Source organism: Aeromonas sp. 30P (assembly GCF_051919805.1).
Classification (GTDB): domain Bacteria; phylum Pseudomonadota; class Gammaproteobacteria; order Enterobacterales; family Aeromonadaceae; genus Aeromonas; species Aeromonas veronii.
The window spans coordinates 1,180,888-1,194,412 of sequence record NZ_JBQBEA010000001.1; the positions used below are offsets into that span (position 1 = coordinate 1,180,888).

At 60.1% G+C, this 13,525-nt stretch carries 9 protein-coding genes and 2 pseudogenes; 4 read left to right on the top strand and 7 right to left on the bottom strand.

All coding sequences use genetic code 11. The annotated features are described in order from the left end of the window. The first annotated feature begins 4 nt into the window (after positions 1-4). The gene (locus ACTG2B_RS05640) at positions 5-1,381 is read left to right on the top strand and encodes an alanine/glycine:cation symporter family protein (protein ID WP_069526299.1); all 1,377 of its coding nucleotides are present in this window, start codon (positions 5-7) and stop codon (positions 1,379-1,381) included. Between the two features lie 113 nt (positions 1,382-1,494). On the opposite strand, the pseudogene ACTG2B_RS05645 reads toward ACTG2B_RS05640, so the two are convergent. Further along, positions 1,495-2,209 (bottom strand): annotated as a pseudogene (locus tag ACTG2B_RS05645) (lipoyl protein ligase domain-containing protein). 99 nt (positions 2,210-2,308) lie between these two features. Then, positions 2,309-3,706 carry a nucleobase:cation symporter-2 family protein gene (locus ACTG2B_RS05650; RefSeq protein WP_040066712.1) on the bottom strand — a complete coding sequence of 466 codons (1,398 nt, stop codon included), beginning with the start codon at positions 3,704-3,706 and terminating at the stop codon, positions 2,309-2,311. 246 nt (positions 3,707-3,952) lie between these two features. Between ACTG2B_RS05650 and ACTG2B_RS05655 the strand changes: the two genes are divergently transcribed. After that, complete coding sequence (locus ACTG2B_RS05655) at positions 3,953-5,074, top strand: GGDEF domain-containing protein (RefSeq protein WP_005338383.1); 1,122 nt, start codon at positions 3,953-3,955, stop codon at positions 5,072-5,074. A gap of 32 nt (positions 5,075-5,106) precedes the next feature. On the opposite strand, the gene ACTG2B_RS05660 is transcribed toward ACTG2B_RS05655, so the two are convergent. Beyond that, on the bottom strand, positions 5,107-5,355 hold the full coding sequence (locus tag ACTG2B_RS05660) for a YciN family protein (protein ID WP_005338382.1): 249 nt from the start codon (positions 5,353-5,355) through the stop codon (positions 5,107-5,109). Between the two features lie 123 nt (positions 5,356-5,478). Beyond that, positions 5,479-6,857, bottom strand: a pseudogene (locus tag ACTG2B_RS05665) (MATE family efflux transporter). 120 nt (positions 6,858-6,977) lie between these two features. Between ACTG2B_RS05665 and ACTG2B_RS05670 the strand changes: the two are divergent. Then, a complete protein-coding gene (locus tag ACTG2B_RS05670; RefSeq protein ID WP_162628346.1) occupies positions 6,978-7,835 on the top strand; it encodes a helix-turn-helix transcriptional regulator in 858 nt (285 codons plus the stop codon). Between the two features lie 69 nt (positions 7,836-7,904). Further along, positions 7,905-9,599: an NAD-dependent malic enzyme gene (locus tag ACTG2B_RS05675; RefSeq protein ID WP_005338379.1), complete on the top strand. Its 1,695-nt coding sequence runs from the start codon at positions 7,905-7,907 to the stop codon at positions 9,597-9,599. Positions 9,600-9,684: 85 nt separating this feature from the next. Here ACTG2B_RS05675 and ACTG2B_RS05680 read toward each other — a convergent pair whose 3' ends face one another. The 3 genes from ACTG2B_RS05680 to ompA (ACTG2B_RS05690) form a co-directional block, all read right to left on the bottom strand. Further along, the gene (locus ACTG2B_RS05680; protein ID WP_439995324.1) at positions 9,685-10,722 is read right to left on the bottom strand and encodes an OmpA family protein; all 1,038 of its coding nucleotides are present in this window, start codon (positions 10,720-10,722) and stop codon (positions 9,685-9,687) included. 230 nt (positions 10,723-10,952) lie between these two features. After that, the gene (gene ompA / locus ACTG2B_RS05685) at positions 10,953-11,954 is read right to left on the bottom strand and encodes a porin OmpA (protein WP_439995325.1); all 1,002 of its coding nucleotides are present in this window, start codon (positions 11,952-11,954) and stop codon (positions 10,953-10,955) included. Positions 11,955-12,261: 307 nt separating this feature from the next. Continuing rightward, positions 12,262-13,281: a porin OmpA gene (gene ompA, locus ACTG2B_RS05690; protein WP_279485926.1), complete on the bottom strand. Its 1,020-nt coding sequence runs from the start codon at positions 13,279-13,281 to the stop codon at positions 12,262-12,264. Positions 13,282-13,525: the final 244 nt, after the last annotated feature.

The window sequence follows — 13,525 nt, forward strand, 5'->3', positions numbered from 1 at the left end:
ATGCATGTCATCAATTCAATCGGCGTTAACCGCCATCGATAGCTTTATCTGGGGGCCGCCCCTGCTGATCCTGCTGGTCGGGACCGGTATCTATCTCACCCTGCGTCTGGGTCTGCTTCAGGTCGTGCGCTTGCCACTCGCGCTGCGGCTGGTCTTTGGCCGCGATCAGGGGCAGGGCAAGCAGGGGGATGTCTCCAGCTTCGGCGCCCTCTGTACCGCTCTCTCTGCCACCATCGGTACCGGCAACATCGTCGGGGTGGCTACCGCCATCAAGCTCGGCGGCCCCGGTGCCCTGTTCTGGATGTGGATGGCGGCGCTGTTCGGCATGGCCACCAAGTATGCCGAGTGTCTGCTGGCGGTGAAATATCGCGAGCAGGATGCCAACGGCCAGATGGCTGGCGGTCCCATGTATTATCTGGAGAAGGGGCTCGGTTCCAAGTCGCTCGCCAAGCTGTTTGCCCTGTTCGGCATCGGCGTGGCTTTCTTCGGGATCGGTACCTTCCCGCAGGTCAATGCTATCTCAGACGCCATGAGCCTCTCCTTCTCGGTGCCCCGTGAGGCGACCGCCGTGGTGCTGACCCTGATCGTGGCGCTGGTGACCCTGGGGGGGATCAAGTCCATCTCCAGCGTGTCGAGCAAGGTGGTGCCCTTCATGGCCATCTTCTACATCGTCGCCTGTCTGGGTGTGCTGGTGAACAACGCCAGCGCCTTGCCCGATGCCGTCATGCTGGTTATCGAGAGTGCCTTCACCGGCCATGCGGCGACCGGCGGCTTCGTCGGTGCCAGCATCATGCTGGCCATTCAGTCCGGGGTGGCGCGCGGGGTCTTCTCCAACGAATCGGGACTGGGCTCTGCGCCCATCGCGGCGGCGGCAGCCAAGACCGATTCGTGCGTGGAGCAGGGGCTGGTCTCCATGACAGGTACCTTCATCGACACCATCATCATCTGCACCATGACCGGCCTGACCCTGGTGGTGACCGGCGTGTGGAGCGGCGATGCAAGCGGCGCGGCCATGACCAGTCTGGCCTTTGCCCAGGGGCTCGATGCCCATGTCGGCCAGTATCTGGTGAGCATTGGCCTCCTGTTCTTCGCCTTTACCACCATCCTTGGCTGGAACTACTACGGCGAGCGCTGCACCGAGTACCTGTTCGGGGTGAAGGCGATCAAGCCCTATCGTCTGGTCTATCTGGCGCTGGTGGCGAGCGGTGCTTTCCTCCATCTGGACATGATTTGGCTGCTGGCCGATATCGTTAACGGCCTGATGGCGGTGCCCAACCTCATCGGCCTGATTGGTCTGCGCCATGTGGTGATCGCCGAGACCCGCGCCTACTTTAGCCGGGATCTGGATAGCGAAGCCGAGCCGGAGCCGCAGACGGCCTGAGCGCCTCAGCCCGTTTCACGCTCCCCTTGAAAAGAACAAGCCACGACTCCGGTCGTGGCTTTTTGTGCGCAGTGTTTCTGGATGAGTACTTCCCCTCTCCCTTCGGAATAAGGTCAGGATGGGGGGGATAGCCCCTCGCTCAGCAGGCTATCCAGACGTGCTCGCACTTTCTCTACTAGCGCCTGATCGCTACCGCGCCAATCGATGCAGCTTGCCAGCGTGGTGGAGGTTCTCGCCATAAAACGCAGTTCGCCGCCCGCCAGCTCGTAGAAGCGGCTCGCCATTCTGGTTCCCTCATCCACATCACCCGCCACCAGCAGCATGGCTTGTGCCAGCACGGCGCCCTGGTGATCCTGCCCCGGCGCCAGCCAGCGCTGGGCAGTGCCGGTGATCTTGCGTCCCTCGATCACCAGATTGTACTGACCATCGCAAAAGGAGCCGGGCACGAAGTCATAGCTTCCCTCAAGGCCGTACTCTGCCAGCAGGGTCAGTAGCGGCGCCCCCAGCAGCCGGTAGTAGTGGGCGAGATCTGTGGTGGTACGAGGCAGCAGCAGGGATAGGTTGAGGATCCCCGCCCCGTGGGGCACGGCGGTACCGCCACTGTCGCGCACATGTACCGGCCAGCCTTCATCTGCAAGTTGCTGGCAGGCGGCTTCGTAATGGGGGAGGCGGGTATCTTTGCGAGTGACAATCAGGCATTGGGGCGCCTGCCACAGGTGAGCGCGGGGCTGGCCGTCATGGGCACAGTCGCGCAACCAGCACTGCTCTTGCGCCAGTATCTGTGCGGGTGAAGCGGTATCGGGGGGGGGAGAGCAGGCGATAGGGCATGGCGGCATCCTCAAAAAAGGCTGCCCAGCACACTACCCGTGGCGACTGGCAAGGTAAAGCCCCGCAGTGCGGGGCTGTTTGCTATCGGTAGACGGTGTCTCAGGAGTGGCGCGCTTCGCGCTTGGGCAGCAGCAGGTTGAGCACGATGGCGGTAATGCCACCGGTGGCGACGCCGTAGGAGAGTACGCTCTTGGCCAGCTCCGGCAGGTGTTGCAGCACTTCCGGCACCTGCGCGACTCCCAGCCCCATGGCCAGCGACACTGCCAGGATCATCAGGGCGCGGCGATCCAGCTCCTCGCGGGCAATGATGCGCACGCCAGCGGCGGCGATGGTGCCGAACATCACGATAGTGGCGCCCCCCAGCACGGGCTCGGGGATCTGCTGCACCAGGCTCGCGACCGCCGGGAACAGGCCAAGCAGGGCCAGCATGGCGGCGATAAAGAGACCGACGTGACGGCTGGCGACGCCGGTCAGCTGAATGACGCCGTTATTCTGGGCGAAGGTGGACATGGGGAAGGTGGAGAAAACCGCTGCCAGCATGGAGTTGGCACCATCGGCCAGCACGCCGCCTTTGATCCGCTCCATATAGACAGGCCCTTCCAGTGGCTCGCCGGAGATATCCGAGGTGGCGGTCATGTCGCCGATCGCTTCCAGCGCCGTCACCACGAAGATGATGGCGAGCGGCACGAACAGCTGCCAGTCAAAGCCGAGGCCGTAGTGAAGCGGAATGGGCACCATCACCAGCGGGCCGTCGAAGGTGGGGGCGCTCACTTTACCCAGCAACAGCGCCACGGCATAGCCCGCCAGCATGGCGATCATGATGGCTGAGAGGCGCAGCCAGGGATTGCGACTGCGCTGCAGCAACACGATAAGGCCGAGTACCAGCAGGGAGAGGAAGAGATTGGTGTGACTGGCGAAGCTGCCATCAGAGAGGGCTGCATAGCCGCCGCCCATGCTGATGAGCCCCACCTTGATCAGGGTCAGACCGATCAGCAGCACCACGATGCCGGTCACCAGCGGGGTGATGATCCGTTTCACCAGATGGAGGAAGCGGCTCATCACCACTATGGTGAGTGCGGCAACCATCATGGTGCCAAACAATGTGCCCAACAGATCCTCGGTGGGCATGGCGGCCTGCTTGAGGGCGAGACCGGAGGCAATGATGGGGCCGAGGAAGTTGAAGCTGGTGCCCTGTACCGAGAGCAGGCCGGAACCGATGGGGCCGAAGCGGCGGGTTTGAATGAAGGAGGCGATGCCGGACATGACCAGCGACATGGAGACGATATAACGGGTGTCGGCGGCAGGGAGGCCGAGGGCATTGGCGATAATCAGGGGCGGGGTAATGATGGCGACAAACATGGCGAGCATATGCTGCAGGGCGGCGAACAGCGTCTGGGGCAGAGGCGGGACATCCTCTATGCCATAGACCAGTTCGCTATGGGCTCGCCTGGGTGGATGTGCCTCTCGATTGGCGCGTGTGACAGCAGCCTGTTCCATAAGTACCTCGAATTGTGTGGGGAGGGGGAGAAAATTGGGCGCTATTGTAGTGATTGAAATGAGGCTGACCAGCGCTAATTATGCAAAAAAAGGTTTATTTTTTGATGGGTTGAAACGTTTGCGCGCTGCGATTATCATCTGTCGGTTTGTGTGACCGACCTCTCCTTTTTATTCTCCCCGCTAATGACATTTTTACCACTTTGTAGGTGTAGAATGAGCCCTCAGTATTCATCGTGGAGACTCTGGATGCTCAAGTTGTCAGAGTTCTGGAGTGCGAGGGTTCACTCCGAAGACTTTACTCGTACTCGCATGGGCTTTATGACGGTGCGTTTGCGCCTGCTGACCTGCTTGCTGATGCTCGGATTGCCCGCCTGGGCCGTGGTGGATTGGTTGACCTTGCCCGCCGTTCATTTCGAGCAGCTGTTCCAGGCCAGGATCTTCTGCACCCTGGCGCTCTCGCCACTTATTCCGCTTTCGTACCTCATCCACTTCAAGCGGGAACGGATGAAGCTGGCCCTTGGCTACCTGATGGCCGTGATGATGCTCTTCTCCCTCTTCTGCCTGAACAGCTTTGGCGCCGGACAGGAGTTGCAGGCGGGCTATGCGGCCTTTCCCTATCTGCTGATCACCCTGTTTGCCATCTTCCCCATCCCCCTCTCCCTCGGCTTGCAACTGGCAGGCGTGGTGCTGGTGACCATGCTGCTGGGTCACTGGCTGCTGGTGGGCCAGAGCATCTGGAGTCAGGCCACCCTGAATCAGGTGTGGGTGCTCGGCATGTTTACCATGGCCAGTTGCTGGGTGCAGTGCGGCCAACTCAACATGCTGCTGCGGCTCTACCGGGAGTCGACCACCGATGAGCTGACCGGCATGATGAACCGCCGCCTGCTGATGAAGCAGCTGGAGCAGGCCAGAATCCGGCTGCAACTCAAGAAGAAGCCCTTTGCGGTGATGCTGCTGGATCTCGATCGCTTCAAGCGGATCAACGATATCTACGGCCATCTGGCGGGGGATGCGGTGCTCAAGGAGGTGGCGACCACCCTGGGGGAGCAGCTTGAGCCTGATATGGTGCTGGGGCGCTATGGCGGCGAAGAGTTTGCCATCCTGATGCATAACTGCGCAGATCCGGCGCTGGCGAGCAAAATGGCCGAGCGGCTGCGCATTGCCGTCGAGGCGCGGCTGGTGAAGAGCCCCACTTCGGACGAATTGCTGGAGGTGACGGTAAGTATCGGGATTGCCATGGCTCGTGCCGATGACACCATCGATATTCTGATCAACCGTGCCGACGAGTGTCTCTATCAGGCCAAGATGGCGGGACGCAACTGCGTGGTGGTCGAGGGGCAGAACCGCGCAAAAACAGATGCCGCCTGAGGGCGGCATCTGTTGGCAATAAGCTGGCGAGATCAGGCCAGCTTGTACTTGCCGGAGAGCTGCTGAGCCAGCAGCTTGAACATGTTGAAGACTGCCATGGTCTTGCCGGTCGGGGTGCCATCTTCGGCCAGGAAATACTCCCCCTTGAACACCAGAATATCCCCCTTCTGCTCCACCGAATCGGCGCGCATACCGTGGATGAAGTCTTCATGCTCTTTGATGATCTTGTTGGCCATCTCAAGCAGGGCCGTCTCGGTGATCAGCTCTTTCTGTGGTTGCATGCTCGTCTCCTTAAACGACTACTGGACAGGGAGACCGTGGATCCCTGCCTCTGATTGAAGAGGCGCCCAGCATACTGCAAACAGGGTTTTTCTGTCATTGATATGACCCCGATTTGTGGCTGTTTATCCGATCACCAGATTCTTCAACCAGCAGCGCTGGCGAATACGGCGCTGCACCAGCAACACCTTGCTGAGCTCCTCCAGCAAGACCACCGCCACCACCCAGGAGAGGGGCCAGCCGAGCAGCGTGACCGCCACCCAGGCGAGCGGGATGCCGATGCACCACATGCCGACGATATCGATAAAGATGCTGTAGTTCACATCGCCGCCGAGCGCAGCACCCCGATGATCCCCACCATGTTGAACACCTTGAGCAGCATCCCGAGACACATGATGCCGAGCACCTGTCCCGCTTCCGTCATCAGCTCGGGGGGCAGGTTGCCGACCCACTGCAGCAGGTTGGCTTGCAGCAGCCAGACGATGATCCCCACCAGTAGCGCGCCAATCGGTGCTAGCAGCAGGAACAGCTGGGAGTGCTGCCAGGCGACCTCGTACTCCTCGGCCCCGAGCCGGTGGCCGAGCAGGGTGGAGCAGGCCACCGCCAGTCCGAAGAAGAGGGAGATGAGGATGCTCTCCAGGGTGCCGAGGGTGGTCATGATGGCCAGCGAATCGGTGCCAAGATGGGCGTAGAGAAAGCCGTAAATCAGCATGCCGAAGGCCCAGAGGCCGTCATGGAACAGCAGCGGCAGGGCGATCAGGGTAAAGCGCACCACCTCCTTGCGCTTGAAGGCGGCCAGCCAGTCTGGTGCGCGCGGGATCAGGCGCGCCTCATAACGCTTTACGTAGAGCAGCAGCAGGGCTGTCTGCAGCAGCCGGGAAATGGTGGTGCCCCAGGCCGAGCCGGCCACCCCCATCGCCTCGAAGCCGAAGTGACCGAAGATAAGGGCGTAGTTGAGGATGACGTTGGCGATGATAGCGATAATGCCGATGCGGGTCGGCGCGGCGGCATTGCCGACCGAACGCAGGGCTGACTCCAGCGGCACTACGATGGCAGTACAGAGGATGGTGGCGCCGGTGATCATCAGGAATTGATCTGCCAGTGCCCGCAGCGCCGGATCCTGACTGGCAAAACCGAGTACGCTGCCCGGTGATAACACATAGATGAAGGCAAAGGGCAGGGTGACCAGCAGGGCGCCCACTATGGCCAGCGCCAGGGAGCGGCGCACCCCGGCCATCTCACCTCGCCCGAAGTATTGTGCTGCCAATACCGAGACCCCGCCCGCGAGGCCCGCTATCACCAGCAGATTGAAGAAGAAGACCCGGTTACCCAAGCCGACCGCCGCCACAGCCGTGGTGCCAAGCTGGCTCACCATCATGATATCGATGAGGCCGAGCAGGGAGAACATCATGGATTGCAGCGAGACAGGCAGAGCCAGCCGCCACAATCGGGTCATGAACTCGCGATCGGTGGTTTGTTTTAAAATCGCTTGCCAATAATTCATAGTTGTTAACCGGGTATGAGAAAAGCAAGGTTTGTCAGGGGTATGATAGGGGCTGATGAGGCTCTTCTCACTGTGAGTAGCTCTCGATTTTCTTGTGTAAAACTATCCTGTTGAGGTGTTATGCCATTTGCCAGCGAGTGTCTGGAGATAGCGCCAGCCTGTGAAGAGCAGATGCTGGGACGTGAAGGGCTGCCCCTGCTCGGCGAGGCAGGGATCTTCCTGACCGGCCTCTCCCGCGTGCGGGATCACTACCTCATCCGCCGCAATCGCCCCGAGTTTCACATCCTGATGATGAGTCATGATGAGGGGGGCGCGCTGCTCACCGACGAGGGGGAGCAAGCCATTCCGGCCGGGTCGCTGATTTTCCTGCCCGCCGCCGTCCCCGGTGGTCTCAAGCTGATTGGCGAAAGCTGGCAGATCAGCTGGATTTTGCTCGATGACGTGCCGCGCTGGCAGCACCTGCATCGCCTTGGTCACCGTATCTGGCAAGGGGATGGCGGCGATCAGCTCTACCATCTGCTCAGCCTGATGCAGGGGGAAGGGGTTCGCTCTTCGCTGCAACCTCAACTGCTCAGCCTGTTGCTGGCGCTGCTGGAGCGCACCCTGCAAGGGGAGGTGCGCGGCACCCCTGAACTCAGATTGCAGGCTCTGTTTCGCCGGGTGGAGGCGCGCCTGGACGAACCCTGGAGTGTCGCCCTGCTGGCCCGGCAGATGGCCTGCTCGGTGCCCCATCTGCATCGCCTCTGCCAGCAAGCGTTCGGTATGGGGCCGATGGCGAGGGTGACCGAGCTCAGAATGAACAAGGCGCGCCAGCTGCTGCTCTATACCAATTGGCCACTTGGCGAGCTGGCGGCCCGGGTCGGTTACAGCGATGGGGCCAACTTTGCCAACCGCTTTCGTCGTCTGACTGGTCAGACCCCCGGCGCCTTTCGTCGACTGGGTCGCAAACCTTTTGCAACGGATGTGCAAACTCTTTGAAATTAATGAGACAAGCCCATAGGATCGGCGGGTCCCTGCGTCTAGCTAACCGTTTAGGTACCAAAATCCATGTTTGAAGATAATAACCAGAAACGTCCTCTCTACATTCCCTACGCCGGTCCCGCCCTGCTGGAGACCCCCTTGCTCAACAAGGGCAGCGCCTTCACCAGCGAAGAGCGCAGCAACTTCAACCTCGAAGGTCTGTTGCCCCAAAATATCGAGACCATCGAAGAGCAGGCCGAGCGCGCCTATCGCCAGTTCATGGCGTTTGGCAACGACATGGACAAGCACATCTATCTGCGCAACATCCAGGATACCAACGAGACGCTCTTCTACCGTCTGCTGCACAACCACCTGACCGAGATGCTGCCCATCATCTACACCCCGACGGTGGGCAAGGCGTGCGAGGAGTTCTCCAACATCTATCGCCGCGCCCGTGGCCTGTTTATCTCCTATCCGGACAAGGACAGGATCGATGACATGCTGCAAAACGCCACCAAGCAGAACGTCAAAGTGATCGTGGTGACCGATGGCGAGCGGATCCTGGGTCTGGGTGATCAGGGGATCGGCGGCATGGGCATTCCCATCGGCAAGCTCTCCCTCTACACCGCCTGTGGCGGCATTTCGCCCGCCTACTGCCTGCCGGTGGTGCTGGATGTCGGCACCAACAACCAGCAACTGCTGAATGACCCCTTCTATATGGGGTGGCGCAATCCGCGTATCTCGGGAGATGAGTACGCCGAGTTTGTCGATGCTTTCATTCAGGCGGTCAAGCGCCGCTGGCCCGATATCCTGCTGCAGTTCGAGGATTTCGCCCAGAACAACGCCATGCCACTGCTCAACCGCTACAAGAACGAGCTCTGCTGCTTCAACGACGACATTCAGGGCACTGCAGCGGTGACCCTGGGCAGCCTGATCGCCGCCTGCAAGGCCTCCGGCGCCAAGCTCTCCGAGAAACGGGTTGCCTTCCTCGGTGCGGGCAGCGCCGGTTGCGGTATCGCCGAGCAGATCGTGGCACAGATGAAGGCCGAAGGGCTGACTGATGCCCAGGCCCGCAGCCGGGTCTTTATGGTGGACCGCTTTGGTCTTATCACCGACAAGATCCCCAACCAGCTCGACTTCCAGCGCCGTCTCTCCCAACCGGTGGAGCGCATCGCCGACTGGCCGGTGGGGGATAATATCTCCCTGCTGGAGGTGATGGAGCATGGTCGCCCGGACATCCTGATCGGGGTCTCCGGCCAGCCGGGGCTGTTTACCGAAGAGGTGGTCAAGACCATGCACAAGCACTGTGCCCGTCCCATCATCTTCCCGCTCTCCAACCCCACCTCCCGGGTCGAGGCGACGCCGGCTGACCTCATCCGCTGGACCGACGGTCAGGCGCTGGTGGCCACCGGCAGTCCGTTTGCACCGGTGGAGCACAAGGGCAAGCGCTACGTCATCGCCCAGTGCAACAACTCCTTCATCTTCCCGGGGATCGGCCTTGGCGTCATTGCCTCCGGCGCCACCCGGGTGACCGACGCCATGCTGATGTCGGCCAGCCGCGCGCTGGCGGAGTGCTCGCCGCTGGTGAAAGGGGAGGAGGGCTCGCTGCTGCCGGATCTGGCGGATATCCATCAGGTCTCCCGCTACATCGCCAAGATGGTGGCCAAGACCGCCATGCTGCAGGGCAAGGCGGTGCAGACCCCGGACGAGGTGATCGATCAGGCCATCGACGCCAACTTCTGGCATCCGGAATATCGCCGCTACCGTCGCACCTCGTTCTGATTTCTGCGCAAAGACGCAAAGCAAAAGGGATGCCTCGGCATCCCTTTTTACTGCACGTCTGACATGGTTATCGCCTCAAGATCAACTACTCGCTGCCGCCCTGTACGCCGGTGACACGCACCTCTACCCGGCGATCCGGTCCAAGGCAGTCGATGAGCGCCGCCTTCGCCTTGATGGCATCACACTGGTTGCCGGTGACCGGATTACTCGCGCCATTGCCCTGGATGCTCACCTTGTCGGCAGGCAATCCCTTGCTGATCAGAAAGTCGGCAACGGTTTGGGCCCGAGCTTCTGACAACCTCTGATTGTTGGCATCCGAGCCGATGCGGTCGGTATATCCCATCACAACCGCACTGCCATCCTTGGGCTGCACGTCGACGATCTGCTGGTAGAGATCGTCCAGCGCACTCATTCCCTCCTGTTTGAGGTCCGCTTTGCCAAAGGCGAACAGCACATCGGAACTGAGGTTGAAGGTCTGATCCACCACCTCCGGTTCGGCCGGTGGCGGGGGAACCACGACCGGGGCGGGCGTGGGGGCTGCTTCTTTGGGTTGGCTGCGGTTCGGGTGGATCACCAGTTCCAGCGTGGCGGTGCTGATGTCGCTGACCCAGCGCTGGGTGCCGCTGTTGGCTTTGCCGTTATCCGGATCATCGCCAACGCGCACTATGTAACGGTAGCGTGCCTGCAGATCGACCCAGTCATGGAGCCGGGCCGTCACTCCCAGACCCGCCAGCGGCGCCAGGTTGTCGTCCCCGCCATTGATCGATTCGACGTGATAGATATAGCCACCCCCCTCGGCAAACACCGAGAACATCTCGCTGAGCGGCAAACGACCAATCACAGACAGGGTAGCTCCCTTGCTGTTGAACTCATGGCCGCTGATATCCCAGTCACCGGTGGAGAGATAGCCAATCTCTGCCCCCAGATTTTCCGTGAAGTTGTAGCCGCCAAACAGGGAGAGCGCAGTCGCATCCTTGCCGACATCCTGACTGAAATCATTCAGATTGTGGGCAATGGCCCAGCCACCGCCAACCCCGGCATACCAGTCGTGAACCGGTTCCGCTTGTGCGCCTGTGCTCGCCAATGCCAGTGCAATCCACACAGGTTTTACTCTTATGTTCATCGCGTATCCTCGTCGATGTTTGGTGTAGTGGGGTTGCCTGCTGGTCAAACCCCACACTTATGTATAGGTGACGGGCTGTTTTTAACCACCAAAGAGGTATGGGGGCGACACGCCGTGAACCATGGCGCGAGACGGGAAGAGGAAGGGAGCAAAAGAGGGTACAAGGTGGGTGAAATAAGCGGCAAGAAAAAGGAGGCCAGGTGGCCTCCTTGTTATGTCGGACTGCAGGGTTACTGTTGCACTTGCTGCACGCCGGTGACGCGTACTTCTACGCGGCGATCCGGTGCCAGGCAGGAGATCAGCTGAGCCTTGCCCTTGACGCTGTTGCACTGGGTACCGGTGACCGGATTGGCTTCACCGCGACCTTCGATGGCAACTTTGCCAGCCGGCAGACCTTTGCCAACCAGGAAGTCGGCCACGGTACGGGCACGCGCTTCGGAGAGTTTCAGGTTGTAGGCGTCAGAGCCGATACGGTCGGTGTAACCGACGACCACGGCGCTGCCATCTTTCGGCTGAACATCAACGATCTGCTGATACAGCGTATTCAGCGCTGCGACACCTTCTGGCTTGAGGGTGGATTTGCCAAAGGCAAACAGCACGTCAGAGCTCAGGGCGAAGTTCTTGTCGAGCAGTACCGGCTCAGGAACCGGCTCAGGCGCAGGGGCGGCAACCGGGGCAACATAAGAGGTACGGTTCGGGTGCATCACCAGCTCCAGGGTCGCGACGCTCATGTCGCTCTCCCAGGTTTTCTGCTCGTCACCCAGATTCCACAGATAGCGGTAGCGTGCCTGCACATCGATAAGGTCGGAGAGCTTGGCAGTCAGACCCAGACCCGCCAGCGGCGCAGTGCCGTTGTCGCTGTTGCCATTGCCGTTGACGTGATTGAAGTAGGCACCGCCTTCAGCAAACACCGAGAAGATGTCGCCCAGCGGCAGGCGGGCGATACCGGAGAGGGTTGCACCCTGGGTTTTGAAATCGGCACCGTCAACGCCCGCTTTACCGGCGTAGAGGTAGCCCAGTTCAGCTGCGTAGTAGTCGTTGAAGTTGTAACCGCCGAACAGGCTCAGCGCAGTGGCGTCTTTGTCTGTATCCAGACCTTGTACATCGTCAAGGTTGTGAGCATATGCCCAACCTGCACCAACACCGGTGTACCAGTCATCGGCAGCCTGAGCTGTGGTGCCTGCGGCGGCCAGCGCCAGTGCAATCAGGGTCGGAGCCATTTTGAGTTTCATCGGTTTATCCTCGTTGTGTTAGCCCATGTCGGGCAATGCACTTGTTTTTATTGCTGCGAAAAATCGCCAGCAAAGTGGATAGCGAAGGCTTTGGACTCTCATGATGCATTGGCGTCATGGACAACAGACCGGACAAGAAGCGCTTTTTAGTGCTTATCCAATACCTTACAGGCGCAACTACTTTATGCTTTCGAGACGGGGCAGGCAAGGGCAGGGAGGCGGGAGTGAGGGATGCAAGCGAGAACGAGACAAACAAAAAGGGATGCCGCAGCATCCCTTTTTTTCGCACTATCTGAACGAGGTCAGATTATTGCTGAACTTCTTGTACGCCAGATACGCGAACTTCTACGCGACGATCCGGAGCCAGGCAGGAGATCAGCTGAGCTTTAGCAGTTACGCCGTTGCACTTGGTGCCGGTAACCGGGTTTGCTTCGCCACGACCTTCGATGGCAACTTTGCTGGCAGCCATACCTTTGCTGACCAGGAAGTTGGCAACGGTGCGGGCACGGGCTTCAGACAGCTTCTGGTTGTAAGCGTCGGAACCGATACGGTCGGTGTAACCAACAACAACAGCGTTGCCATCTTTCGGCTGGAACTCAACGATTTGCTGATACAGACCGTTCAGGGCTGCAACGCCTTCCGGCTTCAGGGTGTCTTTGCCGAAGGCAAACAGCACGTCTGAGTTCAGGGCGAAGTTCTTCTCTACCACTTGCGGAGCAGGAGCCGGCGCTTCTTCAACTACCGGAGCAGCTACCGGAGCTACGTAGGAAGTACGGAACGGGTGGTATACCGCTTCCAGAGTAGCGATGCTCTGGTTGGCTTTGTAACGCTCACCGTTGGCGTGCAGGTCAGCCACGTCCCACATGTAGCGGTAGCGAGCTTGCAGATCCAGCGCGTCATTTACCTTGTAAGTCACACCAGCACCGGCCAGCGGGGAAACTTTAGTGTCGCTGGTGCCCAGACCATCGGTGTGACCCCAGTAGGCGCCGCCTTCAGCGAACAGGGAGAAGTCGTTGCCAACCGGCATACGGGCGATACCGGACAGGGTGGCACCCTGGCTCTCGTAACGGTTGCCGTCGGTGTTGCCACGACCGGTGTACTGGTAGCCCAGTTCGGTACCGAAGTTTTCGGTGAAGTTGTAACCCATGAAGGCGTTGGCAGCAGCCGCGTCTTCCTGGCCTACAGTGGTGCTTTCCAGCTTGTTCAGGCCGTTGAAGTGAGTAGCACCGACACCGGCACCGAAGTAGATGTCGTCAGCGGCGTGAGCAGCGGTAGCACCCAGAGCAGCCATGGCGATGGCGATCATGGAAGGAGCCATTTTCATCATAAAAAAATCCTCGTTGAGATCGCACGTTATTCACGTGCTTCACACTTTGTAATTTATGTAAGCTGCAGGCTCCGCCGTACGGCTGGCGTCGAGTCTGGCAGATGACCCGGTATAACCGGGTTGCACACTCTCCTGGTGTGTCGAGTGCGCTGGCATGGCACGCAATGCGTGAGAAACCACTGCCAGGCAACTGATGTCATTCCGATGACGAGGCGCACTCTATGCCGATTTTAAAACATGATCA